The 19,211-nt window shown below is 58.4% G+C and carries 15 protein-coding genes and 5 pseudogenes; 7 read left to right on the forward strand and 13 right to left on the reverse strand.

The annotated features are described in order from the left end of the window. Together NKI24_RS24625 and NKI24_RS24630 are read left to right on the forward strand one after the other, a co-directional pair. Nucleotides 1-547: dihydrodipicolinate synthase family protein (locus NKI24_RS24625; protein ID WP_352749071.1), on the forward strand; the 547-nt coding region annotated here is incomplete at its 5' end. Between the two features lie 150 nt (nt 548-697). Further along, the gene (locus tag NKI24_RS24630) at nt 698-1,225 is read left to right on the forward strand and encodes an FMN-binding negative transcriptional regulator (protein WP_352749185.1); all 528 of its coding nucleotides are present in this window, start codon (nt 698-700) and stop codon (nt 1,223-1,225) included. A gap of 386 nt (nt 1,226-1,611) precedes the next feature. Here NKI24_RS24630 and NKI24_RS35995 read toward each other — a convergent pair whose 3' ends face one another. Then, on the reverse strand, nt 1,612-1,911 hold the full coding sequence (locus tag NKI24_RS35995; RefSeq protein ID WP_352642844.1) for a recombinase family protein: 300 nt from the start codon (nt 1,909-1,911) through the stop codon (nt 1,612-1,614). Between NKI24_RS35995 and NKI24_RS24640 the strand changes: the two are divergent. After that, nucleotides 1,801-2,289, forward strand: a pseudogene (locus tag NKI24_RS24640) (Tn3 family transposase); the annotation flags it as partial. The gene NKI24_RS35995 and the pseudogene NKI24_RS24640 overlap by 111 nt on opposite strands. Here NKI24_RS24640 and NKI24_RS24645 read toward each other — a convergent pair. Further along, a pseudogene (locus NKI24_RS24645) lies at nt 2,282-2,620 on the reverse strand (Tn3 family transposase); the annotation flags it as partial. The pseudogenes NKI24_RS24640 and NKI24_RS24645 sit on opposite strands and share 8 nt — an antisense overlap. A gap of 1,493 nt (nt 2,621-4,113) precedes the next feature. Here NKI24_RS24645 and NKI24_RS24650 point away from each other — a divergent pair. Both NKI24_RS24650 and NKI24_RS24655 read left to right on the forward strand, forming a co-directional pair. After that, nucleotides 4,114-4,887, forward strand: a complete 774-nt coding sequence (locus NKI24_RS24650; protein WP_352529055.1) for a MurR/RpiR family transcriptional regulator — start codon at nt 4,114-4,116, stop codon at nt 4,885-4,887. Between the two features lie 844 nt (nt 4,888-5,731). After that, nucleotides 5,732-6,001, forward strand: a complete 270-nt coding sequence (locus NKI24_RS24655) for a DNA -binding domain-containing protein (protein ID WP_352579573.1) — start codon at nt 5,732-5,734, stop codon at nt 5,999-6,001. A 275-nt stretch (nt 6,002-6,276) separates the two neighbouring features. On the opposite strand, the gene NKI24_RS24660 is transcribed toward NKI24_RS24655, so the two are convergent. The 6 genes from NKI24_RS24660 to NKI24_RS24685 all read right to left on the reverse strand — a co-directional run bounded on the left by NKI24_RS24660 (nt 6,277) and on the right by NKI24_RS24685 (nt 11,813). Next, entirely contained in the window at nt 6,277-6,870 is a 594-nt protein-coding gene (locus NKI24_RS24660) for a hypothetical protein (protein ID WP_352749075.1), read from the reverse strand. Further along, entirely contained in the window at nt 6,867-7,547 is a 681-nt protein-coding gene (locus tag NKI24_RS24665) for a methyltransferase (RefSeq protein ID WP_352529059.1), read from the reverse strand. The genes NKI24_RS24660 and NKI24_RS24665 overlap by 4 nt, the downstream gene beginning before the upstream one ends. Beyond that, nucleotides 7,544-8,374 (reverse strand): nucleoside-diphosphate kinase, encoded by an 831-nt coding sequence (locus NKI24_RS24670; protein ID WP_352749079.1) that lies wholly within the window; start codon nt 8,372-8,374, stop codon nt 7,544-7,546. Before NKI24_RS24670 ends, NKI24_RS24665 begins: the two co-directional genes overlap by 4 nt. Further along, nucleotides 8,371-9,123 carry an amino acid kinase family protein gene (locus NKI24_RS24675; protein WP_352749081.1) on the reverse strand — a complete coding sequence of 251 codons (753 nt, stop codon included), beginning with the start codon at nt 9,121-9,123 and terminating at the stop codon, nt 8,371-8,373. The genes NKI24_RS24670 and NKI24_RS24675 overlap by 4 nt, the downstream gene beginning before the upstream one ends. A 36-nt stretch (nt 9,124-9,159) precedes the next feature. Beyond that, the gene (locus NKI24_RS24680) at nt 9,160-10,428 is read right to left on the reverse strand and encodes a DegT/DnrJ/EryC1/StrS family aminotransferase (RefSeq protein WP_352529065.1); all 1,269 of its coding nucleotides are present in this window, start codon (nt 10,426-10,428) and stop codon (nt 9,160-9,162) included. A 464-nt stretch (nt 10,429-10,892) separates the two neighbouring features. After that, complete coding sequence (locus tag NKI24_RS24685) at nt 10,893-11,813, reverse strand: transposase (protein ID WP_352749085.1); 921 nt, start codon at nt 11,811-11,813, stop codon at nt 10,893-10,895. Nucleotides 11,814-12,334: 521 nt separating this feature from the next. Between NKI24_RS24685 and NKI24_RS24690 the strand changes: the two genes are divergently transcribed. Then, the gene (locus NKI24_RS24690) at nt 12,335-13,192 is read left to right on the forward strand and encodes a sulfotransferase domain-containing protein (protein WP_352749088.1); all 858 of its coding nucleotides are present in this window, start codon (nt 12,335-12,337) and stop codon (nt 13,190-13,192) included. 414 nt (nt 13,193-13,606) lie between these two features. Here the strand turns inward: NKI24_RS24690 and NKI24_RS24695 are convergent. Together NKI24_RS24695 and NKI24_RS24700 are read right to left on the reverse strand one after the other, a co-directional pair. Beyond that, a pseudogene (locus tag NKI24_RS24695) lies at nt 13,607-13,860 on the reverse strand (transposase); the annotation flags it as partial. A 245-nt stretch (nt 13,861-14,105) separates the two neighbouring features. Continuing rightward, nucleotides 14,106-15,064, reverse strand: a pseudogene (locus NKI24_RS24700) (IS110 family RNA-guided transposase). Between the two features lie 193 nt (nt 15,065-15,257). On the opposite strand from NKI24_RS24700, the gene NKI24_RS24705 reads away from it, so the two are divergent. Then, complete coding sequence (locus NKI24_RS24705) at nt 15,258-16,283, forward strand: IS110 family RNA-guided transposase (protein ID WP_352642666.1); 1,026 nt, start codon at nt 15,258-15,260, stop codon at nt 16,281-16,283. Nucleotides 16,284-16,371: 88 nt separating this feature from the next. Here NKI24_RS24705 and NKI24_RS24710 read toward each other — a convergent pair. From NKI24_RS24710 to NKI24_RS24720, 3 genes and pseudogenes are all read right to left on the reverse strand, one after another. Beyond that, a pseudogene (locus tag NKI24_RS24710) lies at nt 16,372-17,045 on the reverse strand (IS630 family transposase); the annotation flags it as partial. Nucleotides 17,046-17,670: 625 nt separating this feature from the next. Beyond that, entirely contained in the window at nt 17,671-18,381 is a 711-nt protein-coding gene (locus NKI24_RS24715; protein WP_352579681.1) for an HAD-IA family hydrolase, read from the reverse strand. Further along, on the reverse strand, nt 18,378-19,187 hold the full coding sequence (locus NKI24_RS24720; RefSeq protein ID WP_352579680.1) for a phosphodiesterase: 810 nt from the start codon (nt 19,185-19,187) through the stop codon (nt 18,378-18,380). Before NKI24_RS24720 ends, NKI24_RS24715 begins: the two co-directional genes overlap by 4 nt. Nucleotides 19,188-19,211 lie beyond the last annotated feature (24 nt).

A 19,211-nucleotide genomic window follows, 5' to 3' on the forward strand; every position in this document is an offset into this window, starting at 1 on the left:
ACATTTCTCGACGGTGGCGTGCGAGAGCGGCCTGCCGATCGTCGTCTACGACAATCCAGGAACGACGCATTTCCATTTCACCCCAGCACTCGTCAGCCGCCTGGCAAAGGTGGGTGGGATTGTCGCTATCAAGAATCCGACAGACAAGGGCGATGCGATCAAGAGCCATCTGGCCGACCAGAGGCGCACTGTGCCGGAAGGGTTCTCGATCGGCTACAGCGGCGACTGGAACGCTGCAGAGGCCATGATCGCCGGCGCCGACACATGGTGCAGCGTCCTCGCCGGCATCCTGCCCGAGGTCTGCGTGAAGATCGTCACGGCGGCGCAACAGGGCGATGCGGCCGAAGCGCGACGGATCGATGCCACGCTTGCGCCGCTCTGGAGCCTCTTCAAGGAGTTCTCGAGCCTTCGCGTCGTCTATGCACTTGCCGAATTGCTCGACATTTGCCGTGCCGACCCCCCGCGTCCCATCCTGCCTCTGCCCTCAGCAGCGAAGCGCCAGATCGCCGCCGCGTTGGAACGCTTGCCATCGGATGCCAGCCGGTGAACAGCGAACCCGGCGGCCAGTGAAAGGAACTGTCATGTATTTACCCGCTCATTTCGATGAACCGAGCCGAGAAGTCCTTTACGAACTGATCGAGAACAACGCACTCGGCGTTCTGATAACCATGGCTGGAGCGGTCTCGACGCCGATCACATCCCCTTCGAACTCGACACGTCACAGGGAGAAAACGGTACCCTTCGCTGCCACGTCGCACGCAACAATCCAGTTTGGCAGGACGTGGCGACCGGCGATGAGGTGCTCGTGGTGTTCCGCGCCGCCGACGCCTACATTTCGCCGCGGTGGTATCCGAGCAAGCAGGAGTTCCACAAGCAGGTGCCGACCTGGAACTACCTCGTCGCACATGCATATGGACGGATCACAATCCACGACGACGAACGCTATGTCCGCCGCAATGTCGCCAAACTGTCTCACAGGCACGAGGCGACTGAGCCTGTCCCATGGAAGATGGGTAACGCACCGAAGGACTTCATCGACACTATGGTCAAGGCGATCATCGGCCTGGAGATCGAGATCACCCGCCTTGTAGGCAAAGCCAAGCTCAGCCAGAACAAGGAGGCACGTGATATCTGCAATGCCGGCGAAATGCTGAACGCCCAAGGCGACCGGCGCGTCGGTCAGGCGATGCTTGCAGCCGCCCGCCGGAAGCCCGAACAAGGCTGAAGAGCGTGGCCCATCGCACTTTGATGAATGTCAGCAAAGCTTGCCCTACTGGATGGTACTGCGAAAAGCCGAGCGAACGATAAGCGCCTGGCACACGAAATTGCACGCCGCCTTCCAGAGACCGGTCCAGCCGACCCAGCAACGTCAGCCTTCCAGGCGTAGCGGTCGGCCCAATTGAGCAGTCAACGACGAAAACGGGTCACGCTTTGCCCTTGAAGTTCCCAGAGCGAGAGTTTGCAAAGCGTCGGAAGTGCTCACTACGCTGGCCGACTGATGCCCAGTCGCCTCATTTCGGCGATAGACGGTCGATCGGCCGAGACCCAGTGCCTCGCAGCTTCGGTCGGCGACATGTTGGCCTTGATCAGCTTGATGGCGGCCTCGACCTTTTACATGTCGAGCGGTTGCCGACCGGGTTGTCTGGCTTTCGCCCGTGCTGCAGCCACGCCATCTTTCGTGCGCTCGGAAATCAGCCGTCGCTCGAAATGAGCGATCGCACCGAATACACGGAACACGAGCTCGCCTGCGGCTGAGGATGTATCGATCTTCTCTTCCAGACTGAGCAGGTCGATCTGGCGTTCGCCTCGACGCTGATCGAGGCCTTGGAATTCAAAGGCGGGCGGAGAAGCGCCCGCACGATCGCCGGAATCCGTATGCTCCGCGAACTGAAGAGATCGGGCAAACGCGATGTTCCGCCCGATGCGCCGATGCCATTCAAGAAGGACTGGCGCAAGCTGGTGATCGGCCCGGATGGCAAGATCAATCGCCCGCTCTATGAAACGGCAATGCTCGCCCATTTGCGCAACAAGCTGCGTTCTGGGGACGTGTGGGTGGAACGGTCTTCCGCGTACCGTCGTTTCGACAGCTATCTCTTGCCCGAGCCGGTGGCCGCACCGATCGTTTCGAAACTTGGGTTGCCGTCAGCCGCCGACGAATGGCTCGATCGGCGCGGCCGGAAGCTCGATTGGCGGCTGAAAAAATTTGCGCACCGCCTCAAGCGGAACAAGCTCGACGGCGTGCGCCTGGTTGAAGATCGCTTGCAGATTTCTCCTGCCAAAACCACGGCTCTTCGCGGACGTAGGCATCCTGCGTCCAGACGAGTTGGTCGCAGGTGACTCCTTGACTTGCGGCAGCCATGCGGGACAGGCCGAGATTCGTGGCATCGGCAAGGATGGTGGCCAACAGTGCGCTCTCGTTGGGACAGTTTTCGCCGGTGCGCATATTGGTGAACGCCGTCATGAAGCCTGTTTCGCGGGCGACTTCGTGCAGAAGTTCGGTGATGCGAATGCGTGACATCATGGCCGAGCCGGTCGGCGAGCGCTTCGGCATCGGCGGGACCGTGGTTTTGGCAGGAGAAATCTGCAAGCGATCTTCAACCAGGCGCACGCCGTCGAGCTTGTTCCGCCGGGCAGCCGATGCGTCTCAAGGAACTGGCTGTCGCATTCGGCAAGGCAACGTCGCGGTGCTCGGCGGCGTCTCGTCGGCCTTCATGCTGCTCGCATGGGCCCCTTTTCGATGTGGGAAGTCGCGGGTCGCCTCCAGGCCGGCGCCACGGCCCTGCACAAGGCCAAACCGGCGTGCTGCTTGGCGGTCAGTTGAATAGGTGTTCTCCCAGTTGCGCGGTACGAACCTGGTTCTGCGGAATCGGGCGGTGTGATCTTCAAGCAGCTCAAGCGGCTCGGCGCATGCTGCGACTGGTCGCGCGAGCAGAGGCAGAAGACGCTCAGCCATGCTCAACGATATGCCATTGCGGGACCGCTCGGCGATACCGGCAATTCAAGCGGTCGCGTGCCGCAGGCCTCCATCCCTCAACTGGGCTCATCAAGGGAAGCACAGCCGCCGCACGCCGGTGGCGGCGGGGCGATCTTGGGCGCCTCGGCGCTGCAGCCAGGTCGTTCAACAACAGTTTGCGTAGGTGCCGATAGGGCGTCCTCTTTACTCCGAAGATGCATCCCTTATCGAGGGTCTCAGGGCGGCACTCGTCGACCGGGGGAACAAAGAGGTAAGACGATCCGACTGTTTCGCCGCGTGGGCGGAGAAGAATTCGTCCTGGTGTTGCCAAACACATTAGCTGCTGCAGCGGAGCTGATCATCGCAAGGATGCTCAACTGTGTTCGCAACTCACGGCCGCTCAGGGAGACTTAGAATTTGGATACACCTTCTCGGCTGGAGTCGCTACTGCTCGCGCGGGCGACACCACCACCGAGATATGCTGGCTCGGGCTGATACGGCTCTCTATTCCGCCAAGATGGCGGGGCGCAATCGCATCCATCTTGCAGCTTGAACCAATCTGCGCCGATACTGCGTTACATAGGTGAAGAACGCCAAGGTGGGTTCGTCTTCGTAGCCGTGGGAGTGGCTCAGACCCAGTCAATCGTAAGAGTGCACAAGACCTAAAGCGCTAGGACCAACGGAGGGCTCAGCGGAGCAGGTTGGCCCCCGAAAGGTGCGACTCCGGCCTCGTCCCGGGGACTTGCGCCGCTGGAGAATGCGATGTTTGGTCGATCTGGCTGCCACACAGCGGGCCACCTTGGCTGGCTTACACAAACTTTGCCATCAGGTCGGCATGAACCTGTGCTCCAGCTGGAATGCGTGTACCCGAAATTCGCGGACACCGATGGAGAATCCGGTTTTTGGGTCGGAACGCCGTTGTCGTCGGAATCCGCACTGACATCTAAAGCGTGGTGCTCGGAATGGCTGCCGCCGCGAACGAAGCAGGCCGGAAATCCGGCATCGAACTTGTCTTTGATCTGCGTCAATGCACCTGCAGCAGACTCGAGTTATTCAGGGGATTTCCCTTGCCTTCGGGTAGGGGAGTTGAGTTCCAATTGAATCGAACACCTTAGGACAGTATGCGAGAGCCCCGACAGACACAGCAATCACTGCTAGACATGATCCATGATGTAATCAATACGGCTCCGAATGCGCTCGCACGTATAGCTCTGTATATTGAGCAAGATCCGAAGGCTGTTCTAACGATGTCCATCGCCGACCTAGCGCACGACACCGCAACTGGGCCTGCTTCAATAATAAGATTTTGCCGAAGGCTGGGACTCTCGGGATTCCGCGAGTTTAAGATTGCGCTCAGCGGCGACATTGAGCGGGTAACGCTGATTGAGCTGGCTGAACGCGCCGCACCAGAAGATATAGACGTAGCACCGGGGGTCGCCGCTCTCAGTACTGCTTTACAAAGCTCAATTGCCGCGTCCGCTCGAGGTTTTGACGATCTTCAAATTACTGGGCTTGCCAACCGCGTCCGAGCGGCCCGTCGCGTCGAAGTGTTTGGCGCGGGGCCGTCTTCAGTCTGCGCTGATATTTTGGCCATGCGGCTGATCTGGCTAGGGTTCCCCGCGCATTCCTCGGGGTCCGCCACCATGTCTCACGCTCTTGCGCGGAGACTTGGCTCGTCGGGCCTTGCTCTTGGCGTTTCCTCGCTTGGCCACACTGAGGAAACCAGGGCTTTTCTGGCAATTGCGCGCAAAACCGGAGCATATACGATTGCCATTACGACCCGCGCGGACTGCCCGATCGCTCAGACTGCCGACGAGGCGGTCTTGTTTACCTCGGCTGGAGCTTGGCCACAGTCCGGGTCGGCGATGCATGTTCCGCCTGTAGTATTGCTGAGCGAATATCTCTGCCAGTGTCTGCAGGTGAGGGAAGTTTGAACGCCTGACTAGGCCAATCCGGCCAGTTTCGACGCCATACCCGAATCTCACTTTGGGCACGTGCTCGAGCCAGAGGCGGCGAACATGAACCGCCGCGTTTCCTGCGAAGGTCGAGCCGCGCCACCTGGTGCTTGCTGCCAGCCCCCAGCACCGGAGATGAGATCAGGCAAGGGGGACGAGCGTGAGTAAACTCGACGAGCACCCGCCGCAACAGACATTTTAGCCTATTTGGCAAGCCACGGCCTAGCCGGAACGGTGCTGGGTCCAGACGGTATCATCAGCGCAATAGCTCGAGGATGCGAAGCGACCACTTTGTTGATCGTGCCGTGGCTCGAAAGAGGGTGTCAACTGCTGTCGGGCCTTTTCGATTGCCGGCAATCTGCGCATTTCGCAAAAGCCGGACAGGGGTGGGGTACACTCCAGGGCTGTGTCCGGGAATTGCCGAAACACGCAGGCAATCTGCACTATGGGTCGGCGAGTCAAGCAGCGGGGATTGGTCAAGCCCCGTCGTCATGACGCGGATCAAAAGACGATTTTGAGCTGATTCCGAGTTCGCGGGAGCGGTTGCGCAGGACCGACTACGCTTCTCATCCTGTTGGAGGTTCTTTACGAAGCCCTGTCCGAGCAGTCCTCGAAAACAGATGTGCAGCCGCATGGTATTGAGCCTTTTGCGATTCCTTTCTAACCTGGGCCTGATTTGCCCCGCAGATGCGCACATCGCCACGAGCGGGGGCTTGCGGACCTTAATCGGGACCTCGTCTTGGAGACGATGTTTCCTCTCCGCTTAGCCCGCGTGTCGAAGGAAATTCTCGACTTCCGATTCTTACTTCCGGAGCCCGATGTGATGGTGAAATACCCAGACGTTGAACCAGGCCTTAAAGAGGAAGTCCCTTGGTCCGACAGCCTGACCACCTACGATAGGGAGCACTTCAGGACCTATCTAAGGTTTGTCGATGCATCTGCCGACAACGCCAGCTATGAGGAGATGGCTCAGATCATCCTCGGCATCGATCCGGTGGAAGAACCGGAGCGCGCGCGGAAAGCCGCGCGAAGCAATCTCGAGAGAGCGAACTGGATGGCGACCGCAGGTTACAGGGAATTGTTCGCCGACTGAGCCGAACAGGCAGCAACACCCTGCTCTTGCCAACGGCAGATATGATCACGCGTAAGGGGAAGAGGCGACGCAAAAGGGAGCGCCCCAATCTGGCGAAGCCGGAAGCTTGCGGAAAGCCGGAAAGCCAATGAATGGTTCGGTGAGCGACATGATGGATGAAGGTTCCGCTATCGGATCAAGCCGTGGACGAAGTTCTCTCGTCCGTCAGGAGTTCTGTCAGAGCGGCCGAGCAGACCTCATGTGCCGACCTTTAGGTTCACATGTATAGTCTTAGTCTAGTCTATGAAAGATCGTTCCGTGACTGGCCAAATGTGGTCATATATCGATCTGTGCGGGCAAGAAGATTGGATTTGACCCGTGTCCTGCGAGCCCTGGACTAGCGCGGAAATCATAGCAACCAATTTGTCCCGGCTGATTTCGGGAGCCATTAAGGCGGAATGATCCAGGAGTGCAAGCAGATCATCCCGATGCTTCGAATGATGGTCCTCCAAGCACATCTCAATCTTTCGCGCGATGACGTCCGCGAAGCTCGCCCGTGTCCCAAGAAGCGGATCATCAACTAACGCCGTTGGTCGTTCCTCTTCGAGAACCCAATTCAGCGCCAAGGTCCCGTTCGACCTCAAAAACACGATCTCCAACTCCGCGCCGGCAGGTCGCTGTGAAGCGATGGAGAACCCGGCGTACGCCAGAGCCCTTGTATCCTTGTCCACAGCTTCCGTAAATGCGTCCAAATTGACATGATGAATGTCAACATCACTCGGCACACGATGGATGAATTGCGAAAGGACGCTGCTGCCGGCCACCCAACTATCTTTGCACCGATTGGGCGAAATAGCGACAAATCCAGTGTGCATCAGGTCGGAAATCATATCCTTATATCCTTCTTGGATATTGAGAACAGCCTGTAAACTACCTTCACGTGGGGATAGGTTCCGGACCGCAGCATCACAGTTGTGAGATCATTCGAAGCCGCAATGTGTTCAAGGAGATCGTCACGGGCATTAGTCCCGAATCCTAGAACGATACGACCTGTTTTTGTAAGAAAATTTGGGCCTTCCGACAAAAAGCGCTTGAGCAAATTATACCCTGGATCAATCGCGCCACATTCGATGTCATCCACATACTTGTAGTCTTCTGCAGCGAAGTTCGACGGGTAATTCCAAAATACAATGTCGAATCTCCTGCGACGGGGGATGTTTGTGAATAAATCGCTTTCGATAGCTTCCACGTTCTTGATGCCGTTTCTTTTCGCATTCTCCAATGTGTTCGCGACCGCCCTCTGGTTGATGTCGCAAGCTACTAACGACCGCGCACCACTTTTTGCCAACAGAAGGCCGGGAAGACCGAAGCCGCAGCCGATTTCCAATATGGTCTTCCCGGCGAATGGGGGGAAATTCTCGCTGATCCAACGCCAACCCTCGAAACTCTCAGGAGGAAAAACCCCTTCCAGTACGATCAGATCAAGCCCGAATTCCTGCAAATGGCGCGGAAAGTTGCCTTGTTGGCTTGTCCGAAGCATTGTCCTGATACTATCGAGTTCGCTCATATGTGCTCCCCCAGATGGATACGGTAGTCGTCGCTACCTGATTCAGGCTCGACGGCATCGACGGTTCGCTTCAGCAGGGAATGCCAAAGAGGCATTGAAAACAGACCGGCCTCAAGAACGAGGCGATCCCAAGATGAGCGGACAGACGCATGCTGAACAATACCTTCTAGACCGGCTCGATCCCCCTGAAGGTACCGGTGGACGGCCGTTGTCAGGCCCCTCTTTGATGCGAGTAGGAGTGCTTTGCCGTAACTTGATCTCGCGTGAGCAAAGGCGCTACCATCACCCCCATTGTCCGGCATCGGCACAGATCCCCTGTCGCCAAGAACGTGTAACAACATCTGGAAAGATGAATGGGCGATTTGGCCGGTATCGAGGGAATTCCAAGCGGCTACTTCGTTGCCCAAGAATTGGCGCCGAAGTATTGTCAGCTCGGCCTGCATTACTTCTGGACTGTCGCTCACATGGAGGAGGTTCGTCACGGGATTGTCGCAAAAAAAGAGACTACGTACGGTGCCGCTTCTAGCATGGGCCGGCTGTGTATTACCCTTTCGTCCTTGCGATAGGTGCAGCGCATTAGGTCCGCTCCAGATTGTGGCGCAAACCGGACGCATGTCGAACAAGTCCAGCACCAATGGCCAATGGTTCCCGCCGGTGGAATGTGTCAGGGTATAAAACGCATCGATCGATCTACGATTGTGGATTGAAAAGAATCGCTCCGCGAGTTCCAAGCCGGTTCGCCTGCGAATAAACTCGTCGAGCAGCCACGTGATTCCGGAGCGAGCGACTTCTGGGCCATAAACTACTAGTGCCGTGGAGGGCATCATGCCGCCCCCCCAGATCCTCGGTTCCGATAGGCTTTCCTGCTTCCGACGGTGATATTGGTCGCTTTAACGCGCTTCCCTTCGAGCCAATCAGAGAGACGAGAAGAATGACGAGCGTTAATCACCACGCCGGGGAGGCGTTTCTGTGCCATGAACTGGACCGCGCACGCGTCAACCGACGTGTGGCCGAGAAGGACAAGATCTTGAGCAGCGATCTGCTCTATAAGTGCAGCGGGATCTTCGGTTGCTCCACCACGATACACGCCATCAACATCTGTCAAAATCACCAGCCGTGGTGCTCCGGTGAGCCAAGCGACCCACGCGGCAACGGCGTCGGATGTAACATCCCAACTCCATTCCACTGGATCAGCTGCAAACAGCAAACGGGAAGGTAGCAGGACTGGAATCTTTCCGACTCTCGCGAGAGTTCGGCACTCACCTAGGCTGGCCGATGGAACAAGCTTGGAAGAGAAGGCGGCGTCCGCAAGCAAATACCCCGTTTGGTCCTGTGCTAGCGCACACGCATGATGCGCCGTAGACGACTCCAATGGCTTGGCCGCATCAATCATTTCAATTGCTTTGTCTGGGATGCCGCCGCCCGGAACAAGTAGTATTCGATGGCCGTCACCGGCGAGACGCTCAAGTTCAGCCAGTGCAAGCTTACACACCGCAAGATCACGCATGATGCTCCCGCCGAATTTCACAACAATTGAAAAGCCATATGGCAGAAAGCCCTTTATTAAGCTGTCCATCGTCTCGCCCTCCTGCCCTCTGGCCAAACACACGATCTAAGGGAATTTTGAGGTTAGATTTGGAAGCGCTGCCCAGACCTTTTGAAATGCGGCTGCGTACAATTTCATCACTTCTGCGCCGTTTGGCGGAGCGATCTCCGACACGCAAAACATAGTGTTCAGTAGCATCATCGTGTTTGGGAAATCGGTCCTTGACCATCTTTTGCTGACATCCGGGAGATAGTCAAAAACGGGCTTCGTCAGCCAAACCATGACCGGAACTCCCTCGGCTTGAAGGAGCTTAACGATGAAATCCCTGGCCGAAGGGCCAGCTAGAAAACCGAGCTTTTCCGGCTCAAGACGCAGCGGGAGACTAAGCATTGATTGTTGATCAACTGCTGGATCGAAAAGAGGCAGAAGCCCTGAGAGATGGCCAATTTCCTGCCAGAGGAACATTGCGTTGCTTCGCCTCTTTTTGAGCTGCCGGTCTAGGCGCTTGAGCCTGTGATTGGCTATAGCAGCAGAGAATACGTTGGGTCGGTAATTGTAGCCTTTCGAACTCGGGGAGAAAATTCTAGCTCCACATCGCGACGAGCTTGTCAGCGAAACCTTATCGACATGGTGAATCAGAGCAGGGTCCCTTGTCAGAACAAACCCAAGCTCACCCGCTCCGAGGTGTTTGGCCCCATTTCCTGAAAGAGCAAGTGCGTCGGTCTCTAAGTAAGATCCATTGACAATGTTTTTCGCAACGCCAATCGATTGACAAACATCGTCAATAATGGCCACGTCACTCGCTCGCGCAGCCAGCCTAAGATCCGGAACCAAAATGTTATTTCCGAACAGATGAGTTATGAGCACCACCGCGTCGCCGGGCTCGATGAGAGCGGCCGCCATCTTCTGATCAACTCCCGCAAGGTTTGGCTCTACATCGACAAACACCGGCTCGAGTCCGCTGATCGCGATGGGGCCGACGGCTCCTGGCCAGTTCAAAGCCGAGGTGACAGCTCGGCGGCCTCGATTCCGGTAGTAGTCGAGGGCCACGTGAATAGCGGCTGTGCCGCTTCCAACAGCGCGCACAGACCAGTTGCCCGACCACTCCGCTAGGCGCTTTTCGAGCTCAGTGACAATAGGGTGATTAACTCGATGATATTTGCCGCTTTTGACAACACTGGCGAGCGCCTTCAGATGCTTGCGTTTGGCGGCTGGCCAAGGGACAACTCGCCCGGCCGGCACTGTAGGAATCCCTCCGAAGAGGGCGAGAGAAGTGTCGTTCTGGTGAATGCGCGTTGCATTTGCTTCCGAGACTAAGCTTCCATGCTTGTTCATATAGTCCTCCAGACGCCAACCTCATCGTGGTGTCGGCCATCGGCCACTCGCGAATGCAGAGCCGAACCAACCCACCTTTCGATCGCTTTACGCGTCCGAGCGGAGGCTCGGCCCACGGCGGAACGGTCAAGAGCTGAGAGTTCGCCCCTGAGAGGAAAACCGGGTGCCGTGACACCCTCGGCACGTTGAGTTCAGAAAGGCGGCTTCAAACTCGTGACCGGCGTTTGTGTGGTGAGAATTATCCTCACAAGGATCCGTATCAGATCTGACATGCTGTCTGCTTTCCTTCATTTCATCCGTTGCGTTTCGCACCACAGGAAGCTATTCGGCAGCTTTCCTTGCTTTGTACCCGGGCAGCTCAAAACTCGTGCCACCTTGACTGGCTCTGTCCCAAAGTTGGTACTCTCGGCGAAGTCAGCACTTCGGGCTCGACTGGTGGAGAGGGCCGTTGATTTTCTGGGTATTCAACCGACCCGAGGGGTATTGCCGCTCTCGTCCGGCGACCCCGTGAGGCCGGCGTAGCGCGCCACGGCGCGGCGGTCGCGCAGCTTGCGCGACAGCATCTCGTTGACCAGCATGTCGGCGGTCTCGACGCCGATGCCGATGATCCGCGCGAGCAGGCGAACCATCGCGTGCGGGCCGTTCGCCGCAGCCGGAGCCGCCGCCAGCCGGCGCAGGCGCTCCTGTTCGATGGCGCGGATCTGCGCGCGCACGAGGTTGAGCCGCTCAAGGAAGCGGTAGAGCTCGGCGCGGGTGTTGTCCGGCAGCGGCGTTCCCTCCGCCGTTCGGATGCTCTCCAGCCTGTCCGCCGCCTGGCGCAGGCTCAGCCGGAAGCTGCGGACGCCGAAGCGGGCGAGGATCGCCTTGATGCGGTTGATGAGCCGCGTCTGCTCGCCGACCAGGGTCCCCCGCTCGCGGTTCGGCCGCCGCGCGTCCTCCTCTTCGAATGTCGGGATTGCCGCCATGGAGCAATGGCGCTTCTCGCCACGCAGCCAGCCGAGAAAAGCGCGCATCAAAAGCTCGGTGTCGAGACGATCGGTCTTGGCGCGCTGGTGCTCGCGCACACCGGAACGCTTGAGGGATGGATGGCATAGGCCTCGATGCCGTGCGCCCGCAACCAGCGCGCCAGCCAGAAGCCGTCGCCGGCCGGCGACGGCGATCCGCTGGACCGTGTGCCCGGCCCGGCCGGCTTCGTCGCGCCAGCGCTGCAGTAGCTTCAACAGTGCTGGCGCGACGGCATCGATCTTCTTGAGGGGCTGGCGCTTGAGACCTGGAATAAGCGCGGCGACGAGCCACTTCCCCTTGCTCATTTCGATGACGGCGATGATCGTGTTATCCTGTTCAAGAGCGGTAAGGGAGCGGCTCGTGTCAAAAGATTGCGACATGGGACGCCTCCTTCTGATGGTGGTTGAAACAGCGAAGGATGCCACACCCTCGCCGCTCCCCCCATAGCATCTACTCGGCGGGCAAGATTCACCGATTGCTTGCTTTCTCCTGGAAAGAAGTTCACGGTCCGATCCAAGACAGAGGCAGGACAATGAAAAGCCGGCTAGATCCCTAGTGAACGCGGAAGTGTCGTCGGTAATTAGCTCATCGGCAGCTTTCGTAGGCGTCTTCGGGCGACTCTGAGTTTTGACATGACGTATGATTGTCTCTCAGCGACGATCGCCAAGCGGGGCGAGCCAACGGCGTGCCGATCTCCTTCGCTCTCAGCTATCGGAATACCAGCGCAGCGAGCTGGCCAGAATCGTCGCACATGGCCGACGCTCTCAATAATTCCGTCACTCATGGGCGGCGACAACAGGGCGCGACTGCCTTGGGCCAAGCTGGCAGTCTCCGAATGTATCCACAGTCCGCATTTGCTACCTTGATTGCTTAACACCTTGCAAAAGTGAGAAGATACGCAATGGTCCACCCGCTTCCAGAAGAGCTGCGCGTTATCGCGGGTCAAAATTTTCCGCTTTACCCCTGCTCAAATGAAGCTTGGTCAATTAAGCCGACGGGCGGCGCCACAAGCGCGCGGGTTATGATTTGTTCCATTCCGAAGGCGGGCACCCACCTATATGCCGGTCTGCTAACCATGCTCGGGCTTGAACAGTCCGATGTGTTCTTTAATAAAGAATATCTGGGAGACTTCCGCTTTGTGGATGTCGAGAGAGCTCGGTTCACTCATTCTGAAAACATCCTGTGGATACCGATCGAGATATCATCTCGCTTTATTCAGCCCGGTCAGTTTGGCTATGGGCATCTGCCGTGCGACATGGGCATTCGCCATTGTTTGGCGGATTTCAAAGTCATCTTCCTTTCGCGTGAAATGCGTGCGGCAATTGTGTCGCAGATGCGATATGTCGGGAACAGCGACTGGTGCCCGCCTGGGAGGGCTGAGATCAAGTGGCGCCATGAGCCGAACGGGCCCGAGAAAATGCTGAAGTACTTTGATGAGATTGCGCCTTTCATTTTCAACGAACGCTGTCACCCGTTGGTGCCGTGGGCAGATGAGGAGGATGTTCTTGGATTGACCTATGAGCAGATCATAGGTGACCAAGGGCACGAAGTTCAGCTCGAGACCATTCGCAAAATTGCTGAGTTTTGCGAGATCCAGTCACCGCAGAAGCCGGAGCTGATCTTGAACCAACTTATTGGAGAGCAGACCTTTACCTTCTCCGGCAGGCGAACTTCGTGGGAGGCTTGCTGGAGTCCGGAGATTGAGGCGCGGTTTACCGCGCTCGGTGGGTCAAGACTCAACGAGCGATTCGGATTTTGATCTGGAAATGGCCGACGAAAATGGAAACCCCTTTCCTTGGGAGAACCATGGTGTCCTGTTGCTGCTGGCCCGGCTAATTGATGATCTTTATCGACGATTGCCGGAACGATCACCGCGCACCTACGCTGCGGCTCGATCGCGTCGCTCACCCTTTACGAGCCTCGACTAAACGACGCGACTGCGCATACTCTCTGCGGCGTGGACCCGGATGGGCGGCGGGCATGGAAGCCTGGCTTGATAGCTCAGTGCCGCCGGTCGGCGCGAGCAACACAAGGACACGCACGAAAGGCTTTGGACCCTGGCTGGCTTAAGAATGTTGAGGCGTCGCATCACTCCAACAGGATTAATTGAAAGGCGTTCATCGGCGTCAGACGCCGACCGCAGTGCGACGGTTTTGGCTAGAGCGGGATGAATTTAGGTTGGCGCATAGCCGGCCTCGATGAAGTAAGTTCTGCATTCGGTTGAAGTGACGGTGCCGGGGATATGTCCAATGGCATCGCAGACGGCCTCGACCGTTCGCTTGGCAGCTTTGCGCAGCCAATGCTTAAGCTTGGCGACGAGCTTCTCGATGGGGTTGAGGTCGGGCGAGTATTTCGGCAGAAAGAACAACTGGCGCCGGCCGAGCGGATGGCGCGGCGCACTGCCTTGCTCTTGTGCGAACCGAGATTGATGGGGTTGTCTAATCGCCGCTGGGACGTCAAGCATGTAATTGCGTCGAGACGACGCTGCCGGGTGCATGGTTGTCTTCGCGGTCGACATCAGTCGCCGCATGATGGAGCTCCGCGGACGAGCCTTCAATGTGGACGACGCACTTTGCTGAGACAGCGGTGCAACCCCATCAGCGGAATGGCTCGGCTCACGTCCCGGCAGGGACGTCTCAGGCGCTCAGATCCTGAACGCTATTCGCAAGATTTCATGCTGTGGCGCCTGCATTTCGATCAAAGAACTCACCGGTCTTGAGCATCGAATGCATTATCACCGCCAGTTTGCGCGCCACAGCCACGGCAGCTCGTTTGAAGCCAACCCTCTCCCGGAGCTTGAGGCCCCACGTGCGCAGGCTGCTGTCGATCGAGCTGCGTGTCAGGATGACCGCCGCAGCCTCATAGAGAAGTCCCCGCAAATGTCGATCGCCGCGTCGGGATATATGGCCGTCATAATCGACTTCTCCCGATTGGTAGCGGCGAGTTGTCAGGCCGATCCAAGCGGCAACAGAGCGGGACTTCTTGAAGTTGCCCGGATCTTCAATGGCCGTGGCGAAAGAGGTTGCGGTAATGGCGCCGATGCCGGGGATCGACATGAGTATGCGGCATGCTTGGCTTTGGCGTGCATCTGCGACAAGCTGGCGCCCGAGCTCGGCGGCACGGATGCGAATGCTGCGCCAGGCTTCCAACATCGGTAGCACGACAGGAGCAAGCTCGCTCTGATCGATAAGAAGGCTCCGGACATTCTTTTCGAATGTAGATCCCTTATCGGCGGGAACGAGCAAGCCGAACGTTTTCGTGGTCCCTCGGATCTGGTTGGAAAGCTCCACGGTGATCCGAACCAGCCGGGTGCGTGCTGCCACGAGCGTGCAGGTCAACATACTGTCGAAGCCTTTCACGCGCACCTCGCGAAAGAACCCTGCTTCAGCAAGACGCGCCAAACCATCGGCATCATTCGCAATCCCTCGGCGCGCAACGCATGATAGAACCAAACTGACAGCGGGCCGGTTTCGAACATGACGCGCTTTGCGGCCGGCGCCCGCTTGCGGACAAGCTTGGCAATGATCCTGGGATCAGATGCGCACTTCCCGCGCCAGATCCGTTCGCCTTCACGGCGGATCGACACTGCCGTCTCTTTCATCGACACGTTGAGACCGATATGTTCTTCCATGGTTGTTCTCCGTTGATGCTGGGCCCGGCGTCCAGTCGTGAGCCCGTATTTCATCTTATCGGGGAACAGCCACCCTCCAAGGCTATGATCGGTTCCAGGGCGCGTCGCTCCCGCGATTACCCCATGTGGACGCCCCTCACGGCATCGCTGTGCCAAAGTGGTGTCGTTGATCATCACTTGAACGGAGGCGTCCATGTCGGAAGTTAGCATGATCGGGTTGGATCTAGCGAAGAACGTGTTCCAGGTGCATGGTGCAGATGCATCGGGAGCTATCCTGTTTAGAAAGAAGCTTCGCCGCGATCAGATGCTTAAATTCTTTGATGCGCAGCCGGCTTGCACGGTTGCCATGGAGGCCTGCGGCAGCAGCCATTACTGGGCGCGGGAGATCACGAAGCTGGGACATAACGTCCGGCTGATCGCTCCGGGCTACGTCAAGCCTTTCGTGAAGAGGCAGAAGAACGATGCCGCCGATGCGGAGGCGATCTGCGAAGCTGCGCAACGGCCGACGATGCGTTTTGTGGCAGCCAAGAGTGAGGAACAACAGGCTGCGGCGATGGTGTTTCGCGCTCGCGATCTTCTGGTGCGCCAGCGGACCCAGACCATCAATGCGATACGTGGCCATCTTGCCGAATTCGGGCTGGTGGCCGCGCAGGGCCTTTTCCATGTGGCCAAGCTTGTAACGGCGATCGAGGATCATGGCTCCGCCATCCCAGAGGCCGCCCGTCCGATCCTGTGTCTGTTCGTGGAACAGTTGCGCTCGCTGGATGAGAGGGTGGCTGTGCTCGACCGCGAGATCGCCCGGCGCGCCAGGGAGGACGCGGAATCGAAACGACTGATGACTATCCCGGGGATAGGATCGATCACCGCGACTGCTCTCGCCGCTCTGGCTCCGTCGGCTCAGACCTTCAAAAGGGGGCGTGATTTTGCGGCCTGGCTGGGGCTCACTCCGTTGCAGCGTTCCACGGGCGGGAAGCAGAAGCTTGGCGAGACGTCCCGCATGGGCGAACGAACTCTGCGCCGCCTGCTCATTATAGGGGCCAGCGCTGCCGTGCGCTGGGCGATGCGGAAGGGGAAATCTGCGGACCCATGGCTCATGCGCATGCTGGACCGTAAGCCGCCCATGTTGGTGATCGTCGCGCTTGCCAACAAGACGGCACGCATCGTCTGGGCATTGATGGCGAAAGGCGGAACCTATCGGGCTCCGGCGGTGGCGGGTTAGTTCCGCTCGGCCGGAAGGCCTCGAAAGTGTGAGAAGGTCAAACGGAGAGTATGGCGCAACGGTCAACGAGACGGGATCGGGAAAACCCGCCGGGCTTGAGGGTGGGGACGAGAACCTTATCGACATAGAGCTGGACACGCTCGCCGTTGATCGGTCCGTCGATGAGCCATGGTGCATCGACACGGTCGTGGCGCAGCGCCGCCAGGAAGGTCATGGTCTTCCAATGGCCGTGCGGCACCTTGGCTTTGATTCTCTCGCCGCGCAGCGCCCATCCCCTGAGCGGTGCCATATGGGTCTTGGTCCATGTCTCGTCGATGAACACCAGGCGGGAAGGATCGATACGGTCCTGATACTTTGCCCACTGTGCCCGCCGGCGCGCTACATCCGGGCGATCTTGCTCAGCCGCGATCAGCGTCTTTTTTTGTGACTGAGCTTGTCGGCGTGGACGAACTCCCACACCGAGCGGTAATCGACCTTCAAGCCGCGCTCGCCAAATTCGGCCACCAGTCCACGCAGCGTAAAATCGGCGGCTCGGCAGCGCACCAGCAGCCAGTCCCGATGCGGGCCAGCAATCTTCTTCGGCCTGTGCCCACCCCTTTTTGCCCGGCGCAAGACTGTTCGTCTCGCGAACCGGCTCACCCATCTGACCACGGTGCTGATACCAACCCCATAGCGCGCCGAGGCTTGCCGTCGTGACAGCCCCTCCTGCTCAACCGATTCAACAACCCGTTCGCGAAGATCCATCGAGTAAGGTTTGCCCATCCATGCTGACCTCCTTGCCCAGCAAGAAGGTTGAATCAGATTTGCGCGTCTAAGGGAATCTCCCGCCGATTCAGCCTCAATTCATTTCGCTCTAGTCGCAGTGGTCGCCACCGGCTTTGGCATTTGGGCGAGGCATTTGCTAATGTCGGCCTCCTGGCCCACGTTAGGGAGCGGCTATAAGATCGCTTCGAGTTCATGTCGTTGCTGGTCGCGATCCCTGGGGTCTCACGATCGACATCTCGCCACGCGTCCACATGGGTGGTGCGCTCCTGGTAGGCGGCATCGCGGCGACGCACTACACCGGTATGCCCGCATTCGAGACCGCTGGCTGCTCGTTTGGGATGTGCCGCTCGTGGCCGCCTCGCTCATTCTTACTTACCAGGCTTGTCCGGCGGTGGCGAACGGGGATCTGGGTATTTCCTCCCCTCCCTACGCTAACCTTCAGATCTGCGTTGCCGCGATGCTCACATGGCGCGTCAAAAACATTGCTCGGGAATAATAGATATGGTCCAGCCTCATCCTGTCGCGCTTATTAGCCGTTCCGGGGTGCAATGAGCGTCGAAAGGTGGACGTTCGTGGAGGCCGAGTGTGTTCCCTAGCCACGAAGGCGTTGCAGCACATGCTACTACCGGGTCCCTTCTGCGATCTTTGAACGCGGCTGAACCTCGCTCGTCATCAGCAATACGCCAAGTTCTTCAGCTGATCGCGCGACGACAGCAGCGCCGGCTGAGAGCAATCGTTGACCGTGGTCCTCGAAACAGTGGCCGCCCGCCGTGAAACCGATCACCGTCATCCCAGCGGCCACACCGGCTCCGACGCCGGCAATGCTGTCCTCCACCACGACGCAGCGCGCCGGCTCAGTGTCCATTTGAGCCGCAGCGAACAGGAACAGGTCCGGTGCAGGCTTGCCCGCCTTTACCATGACGGAGCTGAACACGTACGGATGGAAGTGCGGCCAAAGCTCCGTCAGTTCAAGCCCCAGTCGCAGCTTGTCGGGGCCGCTGCTTGAGGCGACGCAGCGAGGTAACGACAACTGATGCAGGAGCCGGTCAATACCACTGATGGCTTGCAGTTCCGTCCGGTAGCTTTCCTTGATCCGGGATTGCACGATGGTGTCGAAGTCGCTGGGGAGAGGGCGGCCCCAGTCTTCTTCGATCATCTTCCGCATGGTGGCTGACGACAGGCCGGTAAAGCGCAGAACCACATCAGAATACGACGTGGGATAGCCGATGCGGGTAAGTTCCTCGGCATCAATGCGACTTGCCAGCGTCTCGCTGTCGATCAGAACGCCGTCGCAATCGAAGATGACCAGTTCATAAGGGTTCTGTTGTTTCATTGCACGTCCTTCGGAACCGGGCCCGCAACGGAGACCTCAACCACATGTCGGTCGTTGACTTCGAAACGGTGGACAAGGACGCTATCATCGTCGATCAGTGCGACGTCGAAAGCCGGGGCGTCCTCGACAAAATCCGCATCCCTGCGCGCTAAGTGTGGTATGATCTGATGTGCAACCCCACGGCTTGCGCTGAACGGAATGCCGCTCCAGGTGCCGCTGACATCGACGTGCACATGACCATGGAAGACGTGCCGCACATTGCCGGCCCCCACCATTGCCCGCATAGTCTGGCGCCAGTTCTCCGTATTCCAAGGCTCAAAGTGCGGCAGGCCGATCGGCTGTAGCGGATGATGGGCGAAGAGGTACGCCGGCGCCTGCGGCCTCTCGGTGAGCCGCTCTAACAGCCATTCCAGTCGTCCCTCGTTCAGCGCGCCATGCCCAAGACCCTCCACCAGGGTGTCGAGGAAGATGAGGCGCCCGACCGAGGTGTCATGGACTGACTGGACAAAACCGTTCCTATCGCGCGGCTCGCCGGGGAAAGCGCGTAAGAAGTTTTGACGACTGTCGTGGTTGCCGAGCAGAAGCCGGATGGGCACGCGCATCTCCTGAAGCAATTCGCGTAACAGTTCGTAGGAAGCGAAGTCTCCCTCGTCGGTGAGGTCGCCGGTCAGCACGCAAAGCTCGGCATCGGCGTGATCGCGGTTGATGCGCTCGATGGTCTTGCGCATTCGCTCGGCCGGATCGAAGCCAAAGAGCATAGCGCCGGCCGGCACAAGGTGGAGATCAGTCAAGTGGATCAGTTTCATTGGTAAATCCGCGAAAAAGGGAGA

The sequence above is a fragment of the Mesorhizobium sp. M0701 genome (assembly GCF_040320365.1).
Classification (GTDB): domain Bacteria; phylum Pseudomonadota; class Alphaproteobacteria; order Rhizobiales; family Rhizobiaceae; genus Mesorhizobium.